General features: G+C 71.0%; 20 protein-coding genes. 5 read left to right on the top strand and 15 right to left on the bottom strand.

The genetic code is table 11. From position 1 onward, the window contains the following. Positions 1-2 precede the first annotated feature (2 nt). The 8 genes from gap to uvrA form a co-directional block, all read right to left on the bottom strand. Complete coding sequence (gene gap / locus HNR19_RS09855) at positions 3-998, bottom strand: type I glyceraldehyde-3-phosphate dehydrogenase (RefSeq protein WP_179667759.1); 996 nt, start codon at positions 996-998, stop codon at positions 3-5. A 171-nt stretch (positions 999-1,169) separates the two neighbouring features. Then, a complete protein-coding gene (gene whiA / locus HNR19_RS09850) occupies positions 1,170-2,153 on the bottom strand; it encodes a DNA-binding protein WhiA (RefSeq protein ID WP_179667758.1) in 984 nt (327 codons plus the stop codon). Positions 2,154-2,185: 32 nt separating this feature from the next. Continuing rightward, positions 2,186-3,199, bottom strand: a complete 1,014-nt coding sequence (locus tag HNR19_RS09845; RefSeq protein ID WP_179667757.1) for a gluconeogenesis factor YvcK family protein — start codon at positions 3,197-3,199, stop codon at positions 2,186-2,188. Then, complete coding sequence (gene rapZ / locus HNR19_RS09840; protein WP_179667756.1) at positions 3,196-4,083, bottom strand: RNase adapter RapZ; 888 nt, start codon at positions 4,081-4,083, stop codon at positions 3,196-3,198. Before rapZ ends, HNR19_RS09845 begins: the two co-directional genes overlap by 4 nt. After that, positions 4,080-6,041: an excinuclease ABC subunit UvrC gene (gene uvrC, locus HNR19_RS09835; protein ID WP_179667755.1), complete on the bottom strand. Its 1,962-nt coding sequence runs from the start codon at positions 6,039-6,041 to the stop codon at positions 4,080-4,082. The genes rapZ and uvrC overlap by 4 nt, the downstream gene beginning before the upstream one ends. Positions 6,042-6,050: 9 nt before the next feature. Continuing rightward, positions 6,051-6,773, bottom strand: coding sequence for a peptidoglycan DD-metalloendopeptidase family protein (locus HNR19_RS23490; RefSeq protein WP_179667754.1), 723 nt, complete (start codon positions 6,771-6,773; stop codon positions 6,051-6,053). Positions 6,774-6,778: 5 nt separating this feature from the next. Further along, entirely contained in the window at positions 6,779-7,267 is a 489-nt protein-coding gene (locus HNR19_RS09825; RefSeq protein WP_179667753.1) for a Rieske (2Fe-2S) protein, read from the bottom strand. Positions 7,268-7,323: 56 nt separating this feature from the next. Further along, complete coding sequence (uvrA, locus tag HNR19_RS09820) at positions 7,324-10,314, bottom strand: excinuclease ABC subunit UvrA (protein ID WP_179667752.1); 2,991 nt, start codon at positions 10,312-10,314, stop codon at positions 7,324-7,326. A gap of 94 nt (positions 10,315-10,408) precedes the next feature. On the opposite strand from uvrA, the gene HNR19_RS09815 reads away from it, so the two are divergent. Together HNR19_RS09815 and HNR19_RS09810 are read left to right on the top strand one after the other, a co-directional pair. Next, positions 10,409-11,086: a maleylpyruvate isomerase family mycothiol-dependent enzyme gene (locus HNR19_RS09815; RefSeq protein WP_179667751.1), complete on the top strand. Its 678-nt coding sequence runs from the start codon at positions 10,409-10,411 to the stop codon at positions 11,084-11,086. Positions 11,087-11,093: 7 nt separating this feature from the next. After that, entirely contained in the window at positions 11,094-11,765 is a 672-nt protein-coding gene (locus HNR19_RS09810; RefSeq protein WP_179667750.1) for an MBL fold metallo-hydrolase, read from the top strand. 60 nt (positions 11,766-11,825) lie between these two features. Here the strand turns inward: HNR19_RS09810 and HNR19_RS09805 are convergent, their stop codons facing one another. The 4 genes from HNR19_RS09805 to HNR19_RS09790 form a co-directional block, all read right to left on the bottom strand. Then, on the bottom strand, positions 11,826-12,029 hold the full coding sequence (locus tag HNR19_RS09805) for a cold-shock protein (protein ID WP_179667749.1): 204 nt from the start codon (positions 12,027-12,029) through the stop codon (positions 11,826-11,828). A gap of 332 nt (positions 12,030-12,361) precedes the next feature. After that, positions 12,362-13,462: a 2Fe-2S iron-sulfur cluster-binding protein gene (locus HNR19_RS09800; protein ID WP_179667748.1), complete on the bottom strand. Its 1,101-nt coding sequence runs from the start codon at positions 13,460-13,462 to the stop codon at positions 12,362-12,364. Positions 13,463-13,476: 14 nt separating this feature from the next. Beyond that, complete coding sequence (locus tag HNR19_RS09795) at positions 13,477-13,776, bottom strand: hypothetical protein (protein WP_179667747.1); 300 nt, start codon at positions 13,774-13,776, stop codon at positions 13,477-13,479. Between the two features lie 2 nt (positions 13,777-13,778). Next, positions 13,779-14,936, bottom strand: a complete 1,158-nt coding sequence (locus HNR19_RS09790; protein ID WP_179667746.1) for a 3-ketosteroid-9-alpha-monooxygenase, oxygenase component — start codon at positions 14,934-14,936, stop codon at positions 13,779-13,781. A 25-nt stretch (positions 14,937-14,961) separates the two neighbouring features. On the opposite strand from HNR19_RS09790, the gene HNR19_RS23485 reads away from it, so the two are divergent. The 3 genes from HNR19_RS23485 to HNR19_RS09775 are packed head-to-tail and all read left to right on the top strand — an operon-like array spanning position 14,962 to position 17,824. After that, a complete protein-coding gene (locus HNR19_RS23485; protein WP_179667745.1) occupies positions 14,962-16,149 on the top strand; it encodes an acyl-CoA dehydrogenase family protein in 1,188 nt (395 codons plus the stop codon). Between the two features lie 10 nt (positions 16,150-16,159). After that, on the top strand, positions 16,160-17,173 hold the full coding sequence (locus tag HNR19_RS09780; protein ID WP_179667744.1) for an acyl-CoA dehydrogenase family protein: 1,014 nt from the start codon (positions 16,160-16,162) through the stop codon (positions 17,171-17,173). 18 nt (positions 17,174-17,191) lie between these two features. After that, positions 17,192-17,824, top strand: coding sequence for a maleylpyruvate isomerase N-terminal domain-containing protein (locus tag HNR19_RS09775; protein ID WP_179667743.1), 633 nt, complete (start codon positions 17,192-17,194; stop codon positions 17,822-17,824). Positions 17,825-17,842: 18 nt separating this feature from the next. Here the strand turns inward: HNR19_RS09775 and HNR19_RS09770 are convergent, their stop codons facing one another. The 3 genes from HNR19_RS09770 to HNR19_RS09760 are packed head-to-tail and all read right to left on the bottom strand — an operon-like array spanning position 17,843 to position 22,075. Next, positions 17,843-19,285, bottom strand: coding sequence for an LVIVD repeat-containing protein (locus tag HNR19_RS09770; RefSeq protein ID WP_179667742.1), 1,443 nt, complete (start codon positions 19,283-19,285; stop codon positions 17,843-17,845). A 13-nt stretch (positions 19,286-19,298) separates the two neighbouring features. Beyond that, positions 19,299-20,405 carry an NAD(P)H-dependent flavin oxidoreductase gene (locus HNR19_RS09765; RefSeq protein WP_179667741.1) on the bottom strand — a complete coding sequence of 369 codons (1,107 nt, stop codon included), beginning with the start codon at positions 20,403-20,405 and terminating at the stop codon, positions 19,299-19,301. Beyond that, positions 20,405-22,075 (bottom strand): AMP-binding protein, encoded by a 1,671-nt coding sequence (locus HNR19_RS09760; protein ID WP_179667740.1) that lies wholly within the window; start codon positions 22,073-22,075, stop codon positions 20,405-20,407. The genes HNR19_RS09765 and HNR19_RS09760 overlap by 1 nt, the downstream gene beginning before the upstream one ends. Between the last annotated feature and the right edge of the window lie 31 nt (positions 22,076-22,106).

Raw genomic sequence — 22,106 nt, 5'->3', positions numbered from 1 at the left:
GGTCAGAGGGAGGCGCCGACGTGGACGATCAGGTCGGCGAGGCGGTTGGAGTAGCCCCACTCGTTGTCGTACCAGCCGGCGACCTTGACCTGGTTGCCGATGACCTTGGTCAGCGGCGCGTCGAAGATGCACGACGCGGAGTCGGTCACGATGTCCGAGGAGACGATCGGGTCGGTCGAGTAGCGCAGGATCTTGCCGTCGGCAGCGGCCTTGACGATCTCGTTGACCTCCTCGACCGAGGTCTCGCGAGAGGCTTCGAAGGAGAGGTCGGTGAGCGACCCGGTCGGGGTGGGCACGCGGAGCGCGTAGCCGTCGAGCTTGCCCTTGAGCTCCGGCAGCACCAGGCCGATGGCCTTCGCGGCGCCGGTCGACGTCGGGACGATGTTCAGGGCGGCGGCGCGGGCGCGACGCGGGTCCTTGTGGATGTTGTCCTGCAGGTTCTGGTCGGCCGTGTAGGCGTGGATGGTCGTCATCAGGCCCTTGTTGATGCCGAGGCCGTCGTTGAGGGCCTTTGCCATCGGCGCGAGGCAGTTGGTCGTGCAGGACGCGTTGGAGATGACGGTGTGCGCGGCCGGGTCGTAGAGGTCGTGGTTGACGCCCATCACGATCGTGATGTCCTCGTTGGAGGCGGGCGCGGAGATGATGACCTTCTTGGCGCCCGCGTCGACGTGGGCCTTGGCCTTGGTCGCGTCGGTGAAGAAGCCGGTGGACTCGACGACGACGTCGACGCCCAGCTCGCCCCACTTCAGGGCGGAGGGGTCGCGCTCGGCGAACGCGCGGATCTCCTTGCCGTCGACGATGATCGCGTCCTCGGTGGACGAGACCTCGCCGTCGAGGCGGCCCAGGATCGAGTCGAACTTGAGCAGGTGCGCGAGCGAGGCGTTGTCGGTCAGGTCGTTGACGCCGACGATCTCGATGTCCAGGCCACTCGCGCGAACCGCGCGGAAGAAGTTGCGGCCGATCCGGCCGAATCCGTTGATGCCTACGCGTACGGTCACAGCGTTGCTCCTTGTCTCGGTGGTGGGCGTTTGGTCACCCGCCTTGACGGAATGTCCGGTGTTCAGTCACCGGGCACGGTTTCCGACCCTACCGCCAGCGTCTGTCCGTACGGCGACGCGTCCCGCCGTACGTGCGAGTAACCCGCGTCACGCCTCCGAGGAGCGCGGCGATCAGCCCTCGGCGAGCATCTCGGGCGTCAGCGACGCCTCGGTGTCGGGGATGCCGAGCTCCTCGGCGCGCTTGTCGGCCATCGCGAGGAGGCGGCGGATCCGGCCCGCGATCGCGTCCTTGGTGAGCACCGGGTCGTGCAGCTGCCCGAGCTCCTCCAGCGAGGCCTGCTTGTGCTGGAGCCGCAGCTCGCCCGCCATCCGCAGGTGGTCGGGCACCTCGTCGGCGAGGATCTCCATCGCCCGCTCGACGCGGGCGCCGGCCGTGACGGCGGCGCGCGCGGAGCGCCGCAGGTTGGCGTCGTCGAAGTTCGCGAGGCGGTTGGCGGTGGCGCGCACCTCGCGCCGCATCCGCCGCTCCTCCCAGGCCATCAGGGTCTCGTGGGCGCCGAGCCGGGTGAGCAGCTGGCCGATCGCGTCGCCGTCGCGGATCACGACCCGGTCGACGCCGCGGACCTCGCGGGCCTTGGACTGGATGCCGAGCCGGCGGGCCACGCCCACCAGGGCGAGCGCGGCCTCGGAGCCGGGGCAGGTGACCTCGAGCGACGAGGACCGGCCGGGCTCGGTCAGCGAGCCGTGGGCGAGGAAGGCGCCGCGCCACGCGGCGACCGCGTCGCACGCCCCGCCCGAGACGACTGCCGGCGGCAGGCCGCGCACCGGGCGGCCGCGCTGGTCGAGGAGGCCGGTCTGGCGTGCGAGCGCCTCTCCGTCCTTCGCGACGCGCACGATGTAGCGACTGCCCTTGCGGATGCCGTTGCCCTGGACCATGACGACGTCGGACGACTGACCGTAGATCTCGGCGATGTCCCTGCGGAGCCGCCGCGCGGCCGCTCCGGTGTCGAGCTCGGCCTCCACCACGATGCGTCCGGCGACGATGTGGAGCCCGCCGGCGAACCGGAGCGTCGAGGCCACTTCGGCCTTGCGGCAGCACGCCTTGGTGACCGACGTGTTCGCGAGCTCCGCCTTCACCTGCGCCGTCATCGCCATGAAGGGAATCCTCCCACGCGGGTCAACAACCCTCAGCCGTCCCCCTCGGCCATCACGCGGGCGTACGCCGCCGCCAGCTTGGCCGGGCTGTGCCGGGGTGTGCCGTCGCCCAGCGCCACGTCGTCGAGCACCAGGCGGGCGCCGAGCGCGGCGACGAGCGCGCGCAGGTCCTCGACGTCGCCGCCGACGCTCTCGCGGTCGGCGATGACGGTGTGGATCGCCAGGTCCGGGGCATGCTCGGCGAGCACCGCCAGGTGGTCGGCCGGCCCGAAGCCGTGGGTCTCCCCCGGCTGCTCGCCGAGGTTGAGGACGACGATCAGGCGGGCGTCGGTCTCCACGAGGGCGTCGCGCACCTGCGGGACCATGAGGTGCGGGATCACCGAGGTGAACCAGGACCCGGGTCCGAGCACGGTCCAGTCGGCCTCGGCGATCGCCTCGAGCACGGCCGGGCTGACCGCCGGGTCGGGCGGGTCGAGCGCGATCGCGGCGATCACCCCCTCGGTCGTCGCCACCTGCACCTGGCCGCGCACGGTCACCAGCTCGTAGGGGTTGTCCTTCAGGCCGCGCACGTCGGCGGTGATGTCCATCGGCGTGAGCGCCATCGGCAGCACCCGGCCCTTCGCGCCCAGCAGCCGGCCGACCCAGTCGAGCGCGTCGACTGGATCGACCTCGTCGCCGAGCAGCTCCCAGAGGCCGACGATGAGCAGGTTGCCCACGACGTGGCCGCGCATGTCACCGTCGCCGGCGAACCGGTGCTGGAGCACGCGCGCCCAGGTGTCGCCCCACTCGTCGTCGCCGCAGAGCGCGGCGAGGGCCATCCTGAGGTCGCCGGGCGGCAGCACCCGGAACTGCTCGCGCAGCCGGCCCGAGGACCCGCCGTTGTCGGCCACGGTCACCACCGCGGTGAGCTCGTCGACCGTGAGGTCGTCGACGAGCATCCGCAGCGCGCTGAGAGAGGCGTGCAGTCCGTGGCCGCCACCGAGGGCGACCACGGACTGGGCCCGGTCGGGGGCCTTGCTCGCCGGCTGCCTCTGGCCGCTGCTCATTCCCGCCCCAGGTCGCGGTGGACGGCGCGGGCGACGTACCCCCGGTCCTGGAGAAGGCGCGCGATCTCCTCGCTCATCGCGACGCTGCGATGCTTGCCGCCCGTGCAGCCGATCGCCACCCGCATGAACCGCTTGCCCTCGCGCAGGTAGCCGTCGGCGACGCTGCCCAGCAGCGGCACGAAGCGCTCGAGGAAGTCGGCGGCGCCGGGCTGGGCGAGGACGAAGTCGGACACGGAGGCGTCGCGACCGGTGTAGGGCCGCAGCTCGGGCACCCAGTGCGGGTTGGGCAGGAACCGCATGTCGGCGACGTAGTCGGCGTCGACCGGAATGCCGTACTTGAAGCCGAAGCTGATCACGCTCACCCGCAGCAGGGTCGTCTCCGGCGTGCCGAACGCCTCGGCGATCCGGTCGCACAGCTGGTGCACGTTGAGGCTGGAGGTGTCGATCACGAGGTCGGCCTCGCTGCGCAGGTCGCCGAGCACCTTCCGCTCCCGCGCCAGCCCGTCGATCAGCCGGTCGCCCTGCTGCAACGGATGCGGGCGGCGGGCCGCCTCCTGCCGGCGGACGAGGACCTCGTCGGTCGCGTCGAGGAACACCAGCGTCGCGTCGCGGCCGGTCGTCCCCTGGGCGAGCGTGCTGCGGAGGCCGGAGAAGAACGACCCCGAGCGGACGTCGACCACCACGGCGATCCGCTGCGCCCGGCCCTGGCTCTCGTCGACGAGCCGCACCACGTCGGGCAGCAGGCTCGGCGGGAGGTTGTCGACGACGTAGAAGCCGAGATCCTCCAGCTCCTTGGCCGCGGTGCTGCGCCCGGCGCCGGTCATGCCGGTGACGACCACCAGCTCGCCGGCAGGCTTCCGGGCGGACGAGGGGTGGTCGCTCATGGTGCCGCAGTCTTCCGTGTCGCGTCGGACGCCGCGACCGCATCCTTGATCGCGGCCGCAGTGCGGGGACCGATCCCTGGCACCTCGGCGATCTCCTCGACGCTCGCCTCGCGCAGCTTCTTCAGCGACCCGAAGTGCCGCAGGAGGGTACGGCGCCGCACCTCGCCGAGCCCCGGGACCGCGTCGAGGGTGCTCTCGACCATCGACTTGGAGCGCCGCGAGCGGTGGTGGCCGATCGCGAACCGGTGGGCCTCGTCGCGCACCCGCTGGAGCAGGTAGAGGCCCTCGGACGTGCGGGGCAGGATCACCGGGTCGGGCTCGCCGGGGACCCAGACCTCCTCGAGCCGCTTCGCCAGGCCGCAGACGGGGATGTCGTCGATGCCGAGCTCGTCGAGCGCCCGCTGGGCCGCCGCGACCTGGGGCGCGCCGCCGTCGACGACCACCAGTCCGGGCGCGTAGGCGAACTTGCGCGGCCGCCCGGTGTCGGGGTCGACCAGCATCGGGCCGGTGCCCGCCTCCGGGTCGCCCGGCCGCAGCTCCGAGCGGGACTGCTCGTCCAGCAGCCGCTTGAACCTGCGGGTGATCACCTCGTGCATGGCCTTGACGTCGTCGGAGCCCTCCTGGTCGCGGATCACGAACCGGCGGTACTCCCCCTTGCGCGCCAGGCCGTCCTCGAACACCACCATCGACGCCACGATCTCGGTGCCCTGGATGTGAGACACGTCGTAGCACTCGATCCGCAACGGCGCCTCGGACAGCCCGAGCGCCTCGGCGATCTCCGACAGCGCCCGGTTGCGGGTGGTGAGGTCGCTCGCGCGGCGGGTCTTGTGGAGGGCCAGCGATTCCTTTGCGTTGCGGGCGACGGTCTCCTGGAGCGTGCGCTTGTCGCCGCGCTGCGGCACCCGGATGGCGACCTTGGCGCCGCGCAGCTCGGTCAGCAGCTGCTCGAACGTCTCCGCCTCGGGCGGCACCTCCGGCACGAGGATCTCGCGGGGCACCGCGTCCCGCGCCTCGTCGCGGTCGAGGCCGCCGTAGAGCTGGAGCAGGAAGTCGGCGACCAGGTCGGCGGTGCCCCCCTCGTCGGTGCGGTCGGCGACCCAACCGCGCTGGCCGCGGATCCGGCCGCCGCGGACGTAGAAGATCTGGACCGCCACCTCGAGCGGGTCCTCGGCGAGGGCGATCACGTCGGCGTCGGCGCCGTCGCCGAGCACCACCGCCTGCTTCTCGAGCGCCTTCTGCATCGCGGCCAGGTCGTCGCGCAGTCGCGCCGCCCGCTCGAAGTCGAGCGCCTCGCTCGCGGCGAACATCTCCTGCTCGATCCGGCGCGTGAACGGCCGCGTGCGGCCGGCCATGAACTCACAGAAGTCGTCGACGATCGCGCGGTGCTCCTGCTCGGTCACGTTGCCGACGCACGGGGCCACGCACTTGTCGATGTAGCCCAGCAGGCAGGGCCGTCCGATCTGCTGCGACCGCTTGAAGACGCCGTTGCTGCACGAGCGCATGGGAAACACCCGGAGCAGGATGTCGACGGTCTCGCGGATCGCCCACGCGTGGCTGTAGGGCCCGAAGTAGCGGGTGCCGCGCCGCTTGGCGCCGCGGCCGACCATCACCCGCGGGAACTCCTCGCCGTAGGTGACGGCGAGCCACGGGTAGGACTTGTCGTCGCGGTACTTCACGTTGAACCGCGGGTCGTACTCCTTGATCCAGGAGTACTCCAGCTGGAGCGCCTCGACCTCGGTGTTGACGACGGTCCACTCGACGCTGCCCGCAGTCGTCACCATCGTCGCGGTGCGCGGGTGCAGCCCGGCGATGTCCTGGAAGTACGACGACAGCCTCGCCCGCAGGTTCTTCGCCTTGCCGACGTAGATCACCCGCCCGCGCGGGTCCTTGAACCGGTAGACACCCGGCTGGGTCGGGATCGACCCGGGCTTGGGGCGATAGCTCAGCGGGTCGGGCACGCCACCAGCCTACGGACCGCCACGGACATGAAGTGAGAGGAGGGAGGCCGGGTCGACGGCGTCGAGGTAGCTGCCCCCGGCGGGCCGCACCTCGAAGTGGAGGTGGCAGCCGTCCGGCGCGCCCGAGTCGCCGGCCAGCGCGAACCTCTCGCCGCGCGCCACGGTCTCTCCCGGCTCGACGTACACCTCGGTCGTGTGGCCGATGACGACGTCCTGGCCGTCGACCCGCAGCAGCACCGGGTTGCTGCCGTACGCCGACCCGAGGCTCGCGTTGTCGAGCACCTGGGCGGGGCGCGCGGCGAGGAGCGGCGTGCCGCACGGCATCGCGACGTCGATCCCGTGGTGGAACCCCTGGCCGTCGGTGCAGGCGGGGTCCGGGTCGTAGTACGGCGCCGGGGTGCAGCCGAACGGGATCATCACGGGGTGCGCGCCGGCGTACCACGGCGAGCGTTGCGGGGTGCGGTCGTCGGTGTAGAAGGCCCAGCGCGGGTCCGGCTCGGGAGAACGGCGGGGCGGGCGGGGGCTTCGTGTGCGCGTCGCCGTCTCGGTGGGCCCGGTCGTCGGAGTCGTCGCAGTCGTCGGCGACGACGTGGTCGGCCGGGCCGACGGCGCGGCCGACGACGAGTCGGGCGAGCGCGCACCCGGCGCCGGCGACTCGTCGTCACCGGTGCCGCACGCCGAGAGCGCGACGAGCGCGGTCGCCACGACCGCGGCGGAACCGCTCCGTCCCACGCCCGTCAGGCGGCGAGGAGGATGCGGTCGCCCTCGACCGTGATCTGCACCTCCGCGAGCGGCGCGGCCGCAGGCGGGTTCTCGACGTCACCGGTCTCGGCGGAGAAGGCGCTGCCGTGGTTGGCGCAGTGGATGGTGCCGTCCTCGACGGACGTGACGGTGAGTCCCTGGTGGGTGCACACCGCCGTGAACGCCTTGAAGTCGCCCTCGGTCGGCTGGGTGATGACGATCTTCTCGTCGCCGAGGATCAGGCCGCCGCCGACGGGGACCTCGTCGGTGGTCGCCAGCTCGGTGCCGCCACCGGCGCCGCCGGTCCCCGACCCGCCGCCGCTCGTGGGCTCGTCGGTCGTGCCGCCGCTGGACTGCGGGTCGGCGCCGCCGGTGCCCGCGTCGGTGTCCGGGTCGTCCGACCCGCCGCAGCCTGCCAGCGCGGCAGCCACGCCGAGCGCGCCGAGACCCTGGAAGACGATCCGCCTGCTGACCGGAGCTGTCATGCGACAGAGAGTAGACGGAGCAGTTGAAAATGCAATGAGAGCTGGATGAGAGCTCGTCAGCGCGAGGCGGCGCGCTTGCGGGCCGCGGTCTTCTTGGCCGGGGCGGTCTTCCTCGCTGCGGCCTTCTTGGCCGCCGGCTTCGCCGGATCGGCGGGCGCCGCGCGCCTGCGCTTCGGCTGCGCGGCCTCGCGGCCGTCGAGCATCGGCTTGAGGAACTGGCCCGTGTAGCTGCCGGGCACGGCCGCGACGTCCTCCGGCGTGCCCTCGGCGACGACCGTGCCGCCGCGCGAGCCGCCCTCGGGGCCCATGTCGACGATCCAGTCGGCGGTCTTGATGACGTCGAGGTTGTGCTCGATCACCAGCACGGTGTTGCCCTTGTCGACGAGCGACGACAGCACGCCGAGGAGCTTGCGGATGTCCTCGAAGTGCAGGCCGGTCGTCGGCTCGTCGAGCACGTAGAGGGTGCGGCCGGTCGACCGCTTCTGGAGTTCGGTCGACAGCTTCACCCGCTGCGCCTCGCCGCCCGACAGCGTGGTGGCCGGCTGGCCGAGCCGCACGTAGCCGAGGCCCACCTCCACCAGGGTCTTCATGTGCCGCGCGATCGCCGGCACGGCGGCGAAGAAGTCGAGCGCCTCCTCGATCGGCATGTCGAGGACCTCGGCGATGGTCTTGCCCTTGTAGTGGACCTCGAGCGTCTCGCGGTTGTAGCGCGCGCCGTGGCACACCTCGCACGGGACGTAGACGTCGGGCAGGAAGTTCATCTCGATCTTGATCGTGCCGTCGCCGGCGCACGCCTCGCAGCGACCGCCCTTGACGTTGAACGAGAACCTGCCCTGCTGGTAGCCGCGCATCTTCGCCTCGGGCGTCTGCGCGAACAGCTTGCGGATGTGGTCGAAGACCCCCGTGTAGGTCGCCGGGTTGGACCGCGGGGTGCGGCCGATCGGCCCCTGGTCGACGTGGATCACCTTGTCGACGTGCTCGAGCCCGGTGATCTTCTGGTGGCGCCCCGGGATGGTGCGGGCGTTGTAGATCTGCTTCGCGAGCGAGGTGTAGAGGATGTCGTTGACCAGGGTCGACTTGCCGGACCCGGAGACACCCGTGACGGCCACGAACATCCCCAGCGGGAACGTGACGTCGATACCGCGGAGGTTGTGCTCCTTCGCGCCGACCACCTTGAGCTCCCGGCCGACCGTGCGCGGCCGCCGGACGGCGGGTACGGCGATCTCGCGCCTGCCCGAGAGGTACTGGCCCGTCATCGAGTCGGGGTGGGTCAGCAGGTCGGCGACCGGGCCGGAGTGGACGACCTGGCCGCCGTGCTCGCCGGCGCCGGGGCCGATGTCGACGATCCAGTCGGCCACCTTGATCGTGTCCTCGTCGTGCTCGACGACGATCAGTGTGTTGCCGAGGTCCTTGAGGCGCACCAGGGTCTCGATCAGCCGGTGGTTGTCACGCTGGTGGAGGCCGATCGACGGCTCGTCGAGGACGTAGAGGACGCCGACGAGGCCGGCGCCGATCTGGGTGGCGAGCCGGATCCGCTGCGCCTCGCCACCGGACAGCGACCCCGACGGCCGGTCGAGGCTGAGGTAGTCGAGACCGACGTCGAGCAGGAACTGCAGGCGCTCCTGGATCTCCTTGAGCACCCGCTCGCCGATCTGGCGCTCGCGCGCCGACAGGTCGAGGTTGCGCAGGTAGTCGGAGGCCTCGTTGATCGGGAGGCGGCAGACCTCGGCGATGTTGAGCCCGCCGGCGTCCTTCGCGCCGAGCGTGACCGCCATGGACACCGGCTTGAGCCGCGACCCGGCGCACGTCGGGCACGGGACCTCGCGCATGAAGCCCTCGAACCGCTCGCGGCTCGTGTCGCTCTCGGCCTCGCGGTGGCGGCGCTCGACGTACTTCCGGACGCCCTCGAACTCGGCGTAGTAGGACCGCTGGCGGCCGTAGCGGTTGCGGGTGACGACGTGGACCTTGGTCGGGTGACCGTCGAGCACGGCGCGCTGCGCCTTGGCGGGCAGCTGCTCCCAGGGGGTGTCGACGTCGAAGCCGAGCTCCTCGCCGAGCGCGACGAGCAGCTTGCCGAAGTAGTCGGCGACGTGCGCGTGGCTCCAGGGCTGCAGCGCTCCCTCGGCGAGGGTCGCGGTCGGGTCGGGCACGACGAGCTCGGGGTCGACCTCCATCCGGGTGCCGAGGCCGGTGCAGGCCGGGCACGCGCCGAACGGGCTGTTGAACGAGAACGAGCGGGGCTCGAGCTCGTCGGTGTCGATGGGGTGCTCGTTGGGGCACGCCATCTTCTCGCTGAACCGGTGCTCGCGGTGGGGGTCGGCGGGGTCGAGGTCGACGAAGTCGAGCAGCACCAGGCCGCCGGACAGCCCGAGGGCGGTCTCGACCGAGTCGGTGAGCCGTCGCTTGGACGACTCGGCGACCTTGAGGCGGTCGACGACCACCTCGATCGTGTGCTTGATCTTCTTGTCGAGCTTGGGCGGGGAGTCCAGGGTGTGGATCTCGCCGTCGACACGAGCCCGGGAGAAGCCCTGCGCCTGGAGCTGCTTGAACAGGTCGACGTACTCGCCCTTGCGGCCGCGGATCACCGGCGCGAGGACCTGGAACCGCTGCCCCTCCTCGAGCGCGAGCACCCGGTCGACGATCTGCTGCGGCGTCTGCCGCTCGATCGGGGCACCACACGTCGGGCAGTGCGGGCGTCCGGCGCGGGCGTAGAGCAGCCGGAGGTAGTCGTAGACCTCGGTGATCGTGCCGACCGTGGACCGCGGGTTCTTGCTGGTCGACTTCTGGTCGATCGACACCGCCGGGGACAGGCCCTCGATGAAGTCGACGTCGGGCTTGTCCATCTGCCCCAGGAACTGGCGGGCGTACGCCGACAGCGACTCGACGTAGCGGCGCTGGCCCTCCGCGAAGATCGTGTCGAACGCAAGGCTCGACTTGCCGCTCCCCGACAGGCCGGTGAAGACGATGAGGGAGTCGCGCGGGAGGTCGATCGAGACGTCCTTGAGGTTGTGCTCGCGGGCGCCCCGGACGATCAGCTGGTCTTGCACGCCCCCAACCCTACGGACGGGCGCCGACAACACCCGTTTCGCGGCGAGGAGGACCTGCGTCACACTCCCCCGGGCCGGGGAGGATGATGGCCCGGTGAACCCGATCGAGGCCCTGCTCGAGGCGACCACCCGCTACCTGGAGACCGTCGGAGCGCTCACCGACGACGAGCTCCGTGCCCCCAGCGCACTCCCCGGGTGGACCCGCGGGCACGTCGCGGCGCACGTGGCGCTCAACGCACACGGCATGGCCCGCGCGCTACGCGGGGCGCGCACCGGAGAGCCGGTCCCGATGTACGACTCCCAGGAGGTCCGCGACGCCGACATCGAGGAGCGCGCCACCGGCTCCGCGGGAGACCTGGCCGCGTTCAACCAGATGGCCGCCCTCCGGCTCGCCGGCGAGATCCGGCTGATGAAGGCGCTCGCCACCATCGAGCGCACCCCCGGCGGGCCCGAGATCGCCGCCCCCGACCTGGTCGAGATGCGGTGGCGGGAGGTCGAGATCCACCACGCCGACCTGCTGGTGGGCTACCGGCCGTCCGACTGGCCCGCGCCGTTCGCGACGTACCTCCTCGAGCAGGTGGCGCGCGACCGCTCCCCCGAGGTCGACCTCACGCTCCACGCCCGCGACCTCGACCGCACGTTCCTGCTCGGCCGCGGCGGCCAAGGCGTCGCCGGGGGCGCCGGCGACCTCGCGTGGTGGCTGGTCGGCCGCGGCGGGGGCGAGGGACTGACATCCACCCGGCCGCTCCCTACGCTGGGCCCATGGAGATGAGGTGGCGATGACCTACACCGGCGAGGTGAAGCCCGGCGGACCCGCAGACGTCCGCGAGCTCCCGCACCTGACGATCACCAAGGTCGCGGTCGACGAGAAGATGGCCAACAACGCCTACCTGCTCGCGTGCCGCGCGACCGGTGAGCAGCTGCTCGTCGACGCCGCCGACGAGCCCGACGTGCTCGAGGCGCTGATCGGCGACCACGGCCTGGCGACGATCGTCACCACCCACCAGCACTGGGACCACCACCGCGCGCTCTCCGAGGTGGCGCGCGCCACCGGCGCGGAGGTCGTCGCCGGCGCGCCGGACGCCGACGCCATCACCGACCAGACCGGTGTCGAGGTCACCCGCCGCGTCGAGGACGGCGACACCGTCACCGTGGGCAACGCGACGCTCGAGGTCATCCGCGTCACCGGCCACACCCCCGGCTCGATCTGCCTGCTCTACCGCGACCCCGAGGGCTCGCCGCACCTGTTCACCGGCGACTCGCTCTTCCCCGGCGGCGTCGGCAACACGTTCGGCGACGCCGACGCGTTCGCGAGCCTCATCGACGACGTCGAGGCCAAGCTCTTCGGAGCCTTGCCCGACGACACCTGGTTCTACCCCGGCCACGGGGACGACTCGACGCTCGGCTCGGAGCGCCCGCACCTCGCGGAGTGGCGCGAGCGGGGCTGGTAAATCGCAGGAACCCGCCAGTCACACGAGGTGACTGACGGGCCCCGTAGGACGAGCGGACGCTCAGACCGCGCGGACGTTCTCCGCCTGCAGGCCCTTCGGGCCGCGGGTGACGTCGAACTCGACCTTCTGGTCCTCGGCGAGCGACTTGAAGCCGGTGCCGGAGATGCCGGTGTGGTGGACGAAGACGTCGCCCTCGCCGCTGTCCTGGGCGATGAAGCCGAAGCCCTTGGTGTCGTTGAACCACTTGACGATGCCAGTAGCCATCTTGATGTTCTTCCTTCTTCTCCTACGAGGTCCGCGCAGACACCGCGCCGGCGCGGGCTGAAACCACCTGCACCGCGCCTCGAGGACTGACCAGCGTGTGGTCACCACAGGAAGTACAACTACAGCGAACCGAGCCTCACGACCCGGGAGTACCCGACCGGTGGCCGGGCCTCTTCAACACCGACCACGCTACCAGCGAACCGGTCAGGCGGCACCATCCCTGGCCGATCGCACGGATGACGTAACGACCTGTCGCGGCCATGACAGGTACCTAGTGAACGGATCGGTCCTCCGGCCGCTCTGGGGGTGGCCGGAGGACCAGCCGGCAGCGGTCAGCTGTAGGTGACCTTCACGGTGTCGGTCGCCGGCAGCGACTGGCAGCCGAGCCGGATCCCGTCCGCGAGGTCCTCGTCGTCGAGCACGTCGTTGTGGAGCATGTGGACCTCGCCCTCCAGGAGCCGGATCGCGCACGCCGAGCACTCCCCCTCGCGGCAGGAGTACGGCGCCTGGACGCCCTTGCTCTCGAGGAAGTCGAGCAGCTTGGTCTTCGGGTCCCAGTCGTCGAACGTGTAGTCCTGGCCGTCGAGCTCGACCTCGACCTTGACCGGCGCGGTCGGTCCGCCGGGCGCGAACACCTCCGCGGCCGATCCGTCCTCGTCGGCCTCGGCGAGGGCGATCTCCTGCTCGGCCTCCTGCAGCTGCGCGAGGTCGCCGAACGGGTTGCCGCCGAGCGAGACGAACTTCTCCTGGTGGCGTCGGTCGCGCGGGAAGTCCAGCTCCCGCAGCGCGGTCGTCACCATCTTCATGTACGGCGCGGGCCCGCACACGAAGGCGTCGTAGGACAGGTACTGCGACGCGAACGCCTTGATCTGCTCGGGCGTGGGCAGCCCCTGCACCGACTCCAGCCAGTGGATGACCTGGAGCCGGTCCGGGTACGCCGCGGCAAGCCGCGTGAGCTCCTTGGCGAAGATCACCGACCTCTCGTCGCGGTTGGCGTAGAACACGACGACCTTGCCCTTGCCCTCGGCCAGCGCGGTGCGCGTGATCGACATGATCGGTGTCACGCCGGATCCTCCGGCGAAGAGCAGGAAGTCCGCGTCCAGCGAGGCCGGGGTGAAGATGCCCGAGGGCGGGAGCACCCGGATCGTCTCGCCGACGGTCAGGTGGTCACACACCCAGTTGGACGCGTAGCCCCCGTCGGTGCGCTTGACCGTCACCGTGAGCGGGCCGCCGTCGTGCGGGCTCGACGACAGGGAGTAGCAGCGCGCGGCGATCACGGTCTGGTCGCTCGGCACCGCCAGGGTGAGGAACTGGCCGGGTCGGTAGACGAACTTCTCCTCCGCGCCCTCGGGCACGGCGAAGCTGATCGATCGGGCGTCCGCTGTCTCGTCGACGACATCGACGACCGTCAGCAGGAAGGACTCGATGTCCACGCGTCTCCCAAATCCTAGTAACCGTCTTCGGCGCCCACGGGCACCTCGCCCGTGCGCACCGCGGCGTCGATGCTAGCCGCGAGCCGGGGGCATCCCCGGTGCTTGTCCCGGTCATCGGATGGCGACGTTCGACACAGTTGCGGGCAGGCAGCCATGGCCTCCGCGGTCCACTGGATCGACGTGTGGTGCTCGCTGTTCTTCTTGACGCGCACCTGCGCCAGGCAGTCGAGGCACCGGACGTCCACCAGCCGCGCCTGGGTGTAGCGCTCGGCGTCGGCGAGCGTCTCCTGGCTGGTCGGGACGAAGGAAGGCATGGTCAGGCGTCCGCGGTCGCGGTCGCTTGCTCCTCGGCACGCCGCGCCAGGTTGGCCTCCACCTCGGCGTGCCAGTACTCGTTGGCCTTCGTGGTGTCGACCTCGAACTCGAACCGGTCCGTCATCTCTGGCTTGATGTCGGCGACGTCGGTGTAGAACTGCTCGTACCAGCGGCGCAGCTGGTAGACCGGGCCGTCCTCCTCGCACAGCAGCGGGTTCTGGACGGCGACCTTGTTCTCCCAGATGTGCACGTCCTGGAGGAAGCCGTCACCGAACGACTCGGTGTAGCGCTCCGCGATGTAGTCGACGGTCTTGTCGTCGAGTCCCTCGGGCTTCTTCACGCTGATGCCGTACTGGAGCGTGAACGAGTCGGGGCCGGTCGGGATGTGGCAGTTGATGAGGATCACCTCGGTGACGAATCCCTTGTAGTCGACCGTGAGCCAGTTGATCATGTACGACGGTCCGTAGTAGGTCGCCACGGAGCTCAGCGTGGAGTCCTCGCCGCTGTAGCCGCCCTCGGACTTGTCGGGCCGGCCCTTCGACTCCATGAACTGGGTCGCGGTGTGCCCCTCGAAGATGTTGCGGAAGCTCGTGGGGAACGCGAAGTGCACGTAGTAGAAGTGCGCCATGTCGGCGACGTTGTCGATGAGCTCGCGGCAGTGGGAGCCGTTGATCTCCTTGATGTGCCACGACCACGGCGTGTACTTGTCCGTCAGCACGTCGGGCAGCTCCGGCGGCAGCAGGTCGTGGTCGGCGGCCGAGCCCTCGGGGTCGTTCCAGATCATCAGCTGGCCGTTGCGGATCGCGGTCTCGTAGCGCTTGGTGCGCGCCCGCAGCGGCACCCGCCGGGCGTAGGGGATCTGCTTGCACTTGCCGTCGCCGCCCCAGCGCCAGTCGTGGAAGGGGCACGCCACCTCGTCACCCTTCACCTCGCCCTGGGTCAGGTCGCCGCCCATGTGACGGCAGTAGCCGTCGAGCACGTTGAGCTCGCCCTTGCTGTCCTGCCACACGACGAGCTTGGTGCCGAAGCCGTGGATCGCATGCGGCTTCCCGTCCGCGAAGGTGGACGCCAGGCCGAGGCAGTGCCAGCCCCTGGCGTAGCGCAAGGGGGTGGTCCCCTGGTCGAGGCTCCGCACATTCGAGGCATGGGTGTCACTCATGTAGAACACGTTATAGTTTTCTCTTGTGCACATCAATCTCAACTCGCAGCAGGTCGCCCTGCGCGAGGAGCTCAAGGAGTACTTCGCCGACCTCGTGACGCCCGAGATCCGCGCCGGGCTCGCGTCGGCCACCGGCGAGTTCGGCGAGGCGGGCGTCTACAAGGACGTGATCCGCCAGATCGGCAAGGACGGCTGGCTCGGCATCGGCTGGCCGAAGGAGTACGGCGGTCAGGCCCGCTCCATGGTCGAGCAGCTGATCTTCACCGACGTCGCGGCCATCGCCGGCGTGCCGATCCCCTACCTGACCCTCAACACGGTCGGGCCCACGATCATGCGCTTCGGCAGCGACGAGCAGAAGGAGTACTTCCTCCCGAAGATCCTCGCCGGCGAGCTCCACTTCTCGATCGGCTACTCCGAGCCCGGCTCGGGCACCGACCTCGCCTCGCTCCAGACGCGGGCGACGCTGGAGGGCGACGAGTGGGTGATCAACGGCCAGAAGATGTGGACATCGCTGATCCAGTACGCCGACTGGATCTGGCTGGCGTGCCGCACGGAGCCCGACGCCCCGCGTCACAAGGGCCTGTCGATGATCCTGGTGCCGGCCGACGCGAAGGGCGTCTCCTACACCCCGGTGCACACGGTCGCCGGCGTCGGGACCTCGGCGACGTACTACGAGGACGTGCGCGTGCCCGCCTCCAACCTGATCAGCGAGCGCGGCGGCGGCTGGGCGCTGATGACCAACCAGCTCAACCACGAGCGGGTGGCGCTCACCTCGGCCGCTCCCCTGGTGCACTCGCTCCAGCTGGTGCGCGACTGGGCCGCCGAGACCCGCAACCCCGACGGGTCACGCGTGATCGACACCGAGTGGGTGCGGATCGCGCTCGGCCGCGCGCACGCGCGCATCGAGGCGCTCTCGCTGATCAACTGGAAGCTCGCCGCCGACGCCGACCACGGCGTCGCGCTCTCCCCCGCCGAGGCGTCGGCGACGAAGATCTACGGCTCCGAGCTGGCGACCGAGGTCTACCGCAGCCTGATGGAGGTCGTCGGCCCGCACGCCGGCGTCACCGGCGACTCCCCCGGCGCGGCGCTCGCCGGGCGCCTCGAGCGCTTCCACCGGTCCTCACTGGTGATGACGTTCGGCGGCGGCACCAACGAGATCCAGCGCGACATCATCGGCTACGTGGGCCTCGGGCTGCCCGCGGCGAAGCGGTAAGGGGCACCCCATGGACTTTCTCTTCACACCCGAGCAGGACGAGGCCGCGGCACTGGCGGCGCGGATCGTCGGCGACAAGGCCACGCCCGCGCGGATGAAGCAGGTCGAGGCCGCCGGCGACCGGTTCGACCGGGAGCTGTGGGCCACGCTCGGCGAGGCGTTCGACTGGGCGGACCTCGACCTCGTCACCCTCGCACGTGTGCTCGTCGAGGTCGGCCGCAAGGTCGCCCCGGTGCCGCTCGCCGTCCACGGTGCCTGCGTCCGGTTCCTCGCCGACGCCGGCGAGGCTGCCGACGCGGGCCTGTACGCCGCGGCGGTCGCCGAGGAGCGCTCCCACCTGCCCGCCACCCCGACCGTCACCGCCGACGGGTCCGGCGCCCTCACCGGCACCAAGACGCTCGTCCGTGCCGGCATGGCGGCCGACGTGCTGCTGGTGACCGCGACCGGTCCCGAGGGGGTCGGCGTCCACCTGGTCGACGCGGGCGCCACCGACCGCCAGGCCCAGCACACGAGCGACGGCGACGCGACCGCCCTCGTCACGTTCGCCGGCACGCCGTCGACGAAGGTCGGCGACGCCGCAGCGGCCGAGCGCCTCGGACAGCTGCTGACGGTCCTCGCCGCCGCCGAGCAGCTCGGCGTCACCGAGGGCGCGCTCACGCTGACGTCGTCGTACGCGAAGTCACGTGAGCAGTTCGGCCGGCCGATCGCGACGTTCCAGGCGGTCTCGCAGCGGCTCGCCGACGGCTTCATCGACGTGCTCGGCCAGCGGCTCACGCTCTGGCAGGCGGTCTGGCGGCTCGCCGAGGGCCTGCAGGCCGCGACGGAGGTCGCGGTCGCGAAGCTCTGGGCCGCGGACGCGGGCCACCGGCTCGCGCACACGACGGTCCACGTGCACGGGGGCGTCGGCATCGACCTCGACGGCGAGGCCCACCGCTACTTCACGAGCGCGAAGCGGTTCGAGTTCCTCTTCGGCGGCGCCACCGAGCAGGCCCTGGCGATCGGCAGGTCCCTCGCCGACGCCTGACGCCGTACGCTCGGCTCCGTGAACCGCACGTCATTCGTCGTCGCCGCCAAGACCGCCTTCGACCTCGCGTCCGCGAGCGAGGTCGCCGACCGCTGGGGCGAGGAGAGCGCCTGTGCCGGCATGACCGTGGGCGGGCTGGCCCACCACCTGCTCCAGCAGGCGTCCAACACGGTGCGGCTCGTCCAGATGGAGCCCGTCGCGGAGCCCCCGATCGGGCTGCTCGACCACTACGCCCGAGCGGCCTGGGTCGAGGCGGGGCAGGACGACGAGGCCAACGTGACGATCCGCGAGTCGGCCGACGCCGGTGCCGAGGGAGGTCCCGAGCGGGTGCTCGAGCAGGCCGCGCACGCCCTCGACCTGCTGCCCTCGGCGCTCGAGACGCATCGCGTGCCCGACCAGGTGCACATCCCCTGGCAGGGCTGGTCGCTCACCACCGAGGACTTCCTCACCACCCGGGCGATGGAGATCGTCGTCCACTCCGACGACCTCGCGGCGAGCGTCGGGCTGCCGACGCCGGAGTTCCCCGACGACCTGGTCGCCGAGGTGCTGCGGCTGCTCGCCGGCGTCGCCGTACGACGACACGGGCAGGCCGCCGTGGTGCGTGCGCTCAGCCGTCCGCAGCGCGCGCCGGAGTCGGTCTCGGCGTTCTGACGGCGACGACCGGCCCCGTCAGGGACCGAGCAGCTCGCGGGCACGCCCGCGCAGGCCCACGACGTACAGGCCGTCGTCGGCGTCGGTGTACCAGACCTGTCCTCGCTCGAGGTCCCAGGCGGGCTGCGACAGGGCGTTGCCGCCGTCGGTGCCGGGCTGGTTGAAGTAGCCCACCTCGCGCGGGTTCTCGAGGTCGGAGATGTCGAACAGCCGCAGGCCCGAGGCGATCATCGAGCAGCCCGCGATCTGCGGCTCGTCGCGCGTCGGCACCGAGCAGTAGTGCGCGGAGTAGCTCTTGATGACCTGGTTGGCGCCGGGGTCGGACAGCACGTCGTCGTCGCGCAGCGCCGGGTCGTGCACCTCGAGGCGGACGTTGGAGACGACGTACGGCGCCCGGGGGTCGGTGACGTCGATGATGCGTGCGGCACCGACGCCGCTGCGCAGGAAGTCGACCTTCCAGTTGTGCCCGAACCAGTCGGTGAACTCGTCGACCTCGAGGACGTACTGCCGGCCGTCGCGGGTGAACGGCTCGGCGACCTGCGGGATCGACGCCTCCGGCCAGCCGAGCTCGGACAGGGTCCGCACCTGGGGGCTCGGCTTGCGGTCCTGGACCTCGGACACGTCGAGGATGTGCAGGCCCGGGTCGTCGAGGATGCTGTTCTGGTTGGGCGTGCCCATGTTGGCGACGTACATCGTGCGGCCGTCGTCGGAGAGCCGGAGCCCGTGGTAGACGACGCCGGTCTTCGTGAAGATCCGCTTCGGGGCGCGCGGGTTGGTGAGGTCGACGGCGGTGAGGGTGAAGCCCGCGGCGCCCGCCGACCAGAACGTCCTGCCGTCGGGGGCGAACCCGCTCTCGTGACCGAAGACGGCCGAGATGGTGGACGACATCAGCCGCGGCCGCCGGCAGTCCTGGCTGATGTCGTAGACGTCGAGGATCCCGGGTGCCGTCGCGGCCGTGCCCATCACGCCCGCGAGCAGCCCGCGCTCCTGGTTGACGAGCAGCGACTCGTGGGGGCTGAGCATGGCGGGCGTGATCAGGTTGGCCGTCTTGCGCGGGTGCGCGGGATCGGTCATGTCGAGCACCACGACGCCGAGCCCGGTCTCGTTGAGCAGGTTGTCGAGGTTGGTGCCCAGCATCCGGGTCGAGTCGTAGTAGGCGCAGGTGCGGCCGGCGGCGTCGGTGTAGCGCTGGACCTTGAACCCGCCGGACCTGCCGTGGCGGCCGACGGCCACCGTGTTGCACGTGTACCCCTGCGCGGCGCGGCCCGAGTCGTAGTCGGCGGTGGGCACCCGACCCTGGATGCCGGTCTCCACGAGGTCGCCGGGCGCGCAGTCGGCCCGCGGCACGCCGTGCAGCGGCAGCTCCGCGGACGAGGAGCCCATCCCCGCCACGGCGCCGGCGACGAGGGCCGCGGCCGCCGCACCGGCGACGGCGAGCCGGCGGAGCGGGCCGGCGGTCATGCGCGTCACCGTGTCAGATCCCCGCCAGGCCGTCCAGCTTCTTGACCGTCGCCTCGAACTCGGCGACCAGGTCGGCCATGACCTGGGCGACGGGTCGGACCTCGTTCATCCGCCCGACGATCTGGCCGACGGGCATCGAGATGACGTCGGGGTCGCCGGAGGCGTTGATGCGGTTGTGCGCGTCGGCGACGAGCAGGTTCTGCAGCGGCATGGGCAGCGGCTCGGGAGCGTCGTCCTCGGCCCAGGCCTCGGTCCACTTCGTCTTGAGCAGTCGCGCCGGCTTGCCGGTGTAGATGCGGGTGCGGGTGGTGTCGGAGGAGGTGGCGCGCAGGAACGCGGTCTCCCAGCCCTGGTTGCTCGTGAGGTTGCGGTACTCCTCGGTGCCGAGCCAGATCGAGCCGGTCCACACGCCCTGCGAGCCGAGTGCGAGCGAAGCGGCGATCTGGCGGCCGGAGCCGATGCCGCCGGCACCGAGCACCGGCACGTCGGGACCGACGGCGTCGACGATGTCGGGTGTGAGCACCATGCTGGCGATCTCGCCGGTGTGGCCGCCGGCCTCGTAGCCCTGGGCGACGATGATGTCGACGCCGTTGTTGACGTGGCTGAGCGCGTGCTTGGGCGCCCCGGCCAGGGCCGCGACCTTCAGGCCGGCGGCGTGGCACTGCTCGATGACGTCCACCGGCGGCGAGCCGAGCGCGTTGGCGATCAGCACCGGGCGGTGCTGGAGCGCGACGTCGACGTGGGACCGCGCGACCGAGTGCAGCCAGCCCAGCACGCCCTCGCGGCCCTCGCCCTCCGGCAGCGGCGGCACGCCGAGCTTGCGCAGCGTGTCGTCGACGAACTTCTTGTGGTCCTCGGGGATCATCGAGGAGACGTCGAGTCCCTTGACCTCCTCGGGCACCTTCATCGGCATCACGACGTCGACGCCGTACGGCTTGCCGTCGGTGTTCTCGTCCATCCACGTCAGCGTGCGGTCGAGCTCCTCGGCGTCGTTGAACCGGACGCAGCCGAGGACGCCCAGGCCGCCGGCACGCGAGACCGCCGCGGCGACGTGCTCGGACGGGGTGAACGCGAAGATCGGGTAGTCGATGCCGAAGGCATCGCACAGCGGGGTGCGCATCAGACGTTGGCTCCGTTCGGGACGGCGGTGCTGTCGGAGGTCTGGGCGGTGCCGGCGGTCTGGGCGGCGATCGCGAGGTCCTTGGCCTTCGGGTACTGCGCCTTGCCGGTCGCGTTGCGCGGGATCTGGTCGACGAGGGTCAGGAACCGGGGCAGCTTGTAGCCGGAGATGTGGCTGCGCAGGAACGTCCGCAGCTCCTCGAGCTCGACGGTCTCGCCCTCCCGCGGCTGGACGACAGCCGCGACGGTCTGGCCGTACTTGTCGTCGGGCAGGCCGACGACGAGCGTGTCGTAGACGGACGGGTGCGCCTTGATCGCCTGCTCGACCTCCTCCGGGTAGACCTTCTCCCCGCCGGTGTTGATGCAGTTGGAACCGCGGCCCAGCAGGGTGATCCGGTTGCCCTCCTCGATCCGGGCGTAGTCGCCGGGGATCGAGTAGCGGACGCCGTCGATCTCGACGAACGTGCGCGCGGACTTCTCGGGGTCCTTGTAGTAGCCGACCGGGACGTTGCCCGCGCGCGCCGTACGGCCGATCTTGCCGATGTCGGTCGCCGGGTCGAGGATCGTGCCGTCGTCGGCGATGATCGCGGTCGTCTTCGGGATGGACACGACCGGGCCGTCGGTCGACAGTGCGCTCGCGTCCTGGAGGCCGGTGCCCTGGAACCCGGTCTCGGAGGAGCCGATCGAGTCGGTGAAGACGGCGTTCGGGAACCGCGCCATCCAGCGCTCCTTGACGGACTTGGAGAAGATCGCGGCGCTCGACGCGATCGCGAACAGCGTCTGGCCGCTGTAGTCGCCCGCCTCGTAGGCCTCGATCAGCGGGCGCGCCATGGCGTCTCCGGTCATGAAGAGCATCTGCACCTGGTGCTTGTCGACGAGCTCCCACGTGCGCACCGGGTCGAACTTCGGCTCGAGGATGGTCACCTGGCCGGCGAAGAGGTGCATCAGCAGCGAGGCCTGCGCCCCGCCGTGCATGAGCGGGCTCAGCGGCAGCGTCACCAGGCTGTTGCCCTCCGCCGCCTTCTTGGACTGGTCGTACTCCTCGAGCGGCTCGCCGGTCATGAAGTCGATGCCCCCGCCGAGCACGCGCCAGAAGTCCTCGTGGCGCCACATGACGCCCTTCGGGTAGCCCGTCGTGCCGCCGGTGTAGATGATGTGGATGTCGTCGGGGCTGCGCTCGCCGAAGTCGCGCTCGGCGCTCTGCCCCTCGAGCGCATCGGACAGCAGCACGCCGCCGAACGGGGAGACGTCGGAGGCGTCGTCGACCTCGATCGGGTCGGGCAGCACCACGAAGGTCTGGAGCTTCTCGTGCTTCGGAGACACCTCGGCGACCAGGTCGCTGTAGACCCGGTCGAGCACCAGGCCCTTGAGGTCGGCGTTGTCGAAGATGTAGTCGAGCTCGCCCGCGACGTAGCGGTAGTTCACGTTGATCGCCACTGCGCGGACCTTGAGGATCGCGAGCAGCGCGATGACGTGCTCGATGCTGTTCTTGGCGTAGAGCCCGACGTGGTCACCGGCGCCGATCCCGCGGCTCGCGAGGAAGTGGGCGAGCCGGTTGGAGTCGGCCTCCAGCCCGGCGAAGGTGACGGTGCGCTCCCCCACCTGCACGGCAGGGGCATCGGGTACGGCGTCGACGGCGTGCTCGAAGAGGTCAGCGATGTTCAAGGCCACGTCGCGAGAGTAGAACACGTTTCACTTTTTC

The sequence above is a fragment of the Nocardioides thalensis genome, assembly GCF_013410655.1.
GTDB classification, from domain to species: Bacteria; Actinomycetota; Actinomycetes; order Propionibacteriales; family Nocardioidaceae; genus Nocardioides; species Nocardioides thalensis.
This window is presented reverse-complemented; position numbering and strand designations above follow the sequence as displayed.

Excerpts from the sequence above, each read along its gene's own strand:
- whiA (WP_179667758.1), bottom strand. The coding sequence starts at position 2,153 with ATGGCGATGACGGCGCAGGTGAAGGCGGAGCTCGCGAACACGTCGGTC.
- HNR19_RS09845 (WP_179667757.1), bottom strand. The coding sequence starts at position 3,199 with ATGAGCAGCGGCCAGAGGCAGCCGGCGAGCAAGGCCCCCGACCGGGCC.
- rapZ (WP_179667756.1), bottom strand. The coding sequence starts at position 4,083 with ATGAGCGACCACCCCTCGTCCGCCCGGAAGCCTGCCGGCGAGCTGGTG.
- HNR19_RS09825 (WP_179667753.1), bottom strand. The coding sequence starts at position 7,267 with ATGACAGCTCCGGTCAGCAGGCGGATCGTCTTCCAGGGTCTCGGCGCG.
- HNR19_RS09810 (WP_179667750.1), top strand. The coding sequence starts at position 11,094 with ATGACCTACACCGGCGAGGTGAAGCCCGGCGGACCCGCAGACGTCCGC.
- HNR19_RS09805 (WP_179667749.1), bottom strand. The coding sequence starts at position 12,029 with ATGGCTACTGGCATCGTCAAGTGGTTCAACGACACCAAGGGCTTCGGC.
- HNR19_RS09795 (WP_179667747.1), bottom strand. The coding sequence starts at position 13,776 with ATGCCTTCCTTCGTCCCGACCAGCCAGGAGACGCTCGCCGACGCCGAG.
- HNR19_RS09790 (WP_179667746.1), bottom strand. The coding sequence starts at position 14,936 with ATGAGTGACACCCATGCCTCGAATGTGCGGAGCCTCGACCAGGGGACC.
- HNR19_RS09780 (WP_179667744.1), top strand. The coding sequence starts at position 16,160 with ATGGACTTTCTCTTCACACCCGAGCAGGACGAGGCCGCGGCACTGGCG.
- HNR19_RS09770 (WP_179667742.1), bottom strand. The coding sequence starts at position 19,285 with ATGACCGCCGGCCCGCTCCGCCGGCTCGCCGTCGCCGGTGCGGCGGCC.
- HNR19_RS09765 (WP_179667741.1), bottom strand. The coding sequence starts at position 20,405 with ATGCGCACCCCGCTGTGCGATGCCTTCGGCATCGACTACCCGATCTTC.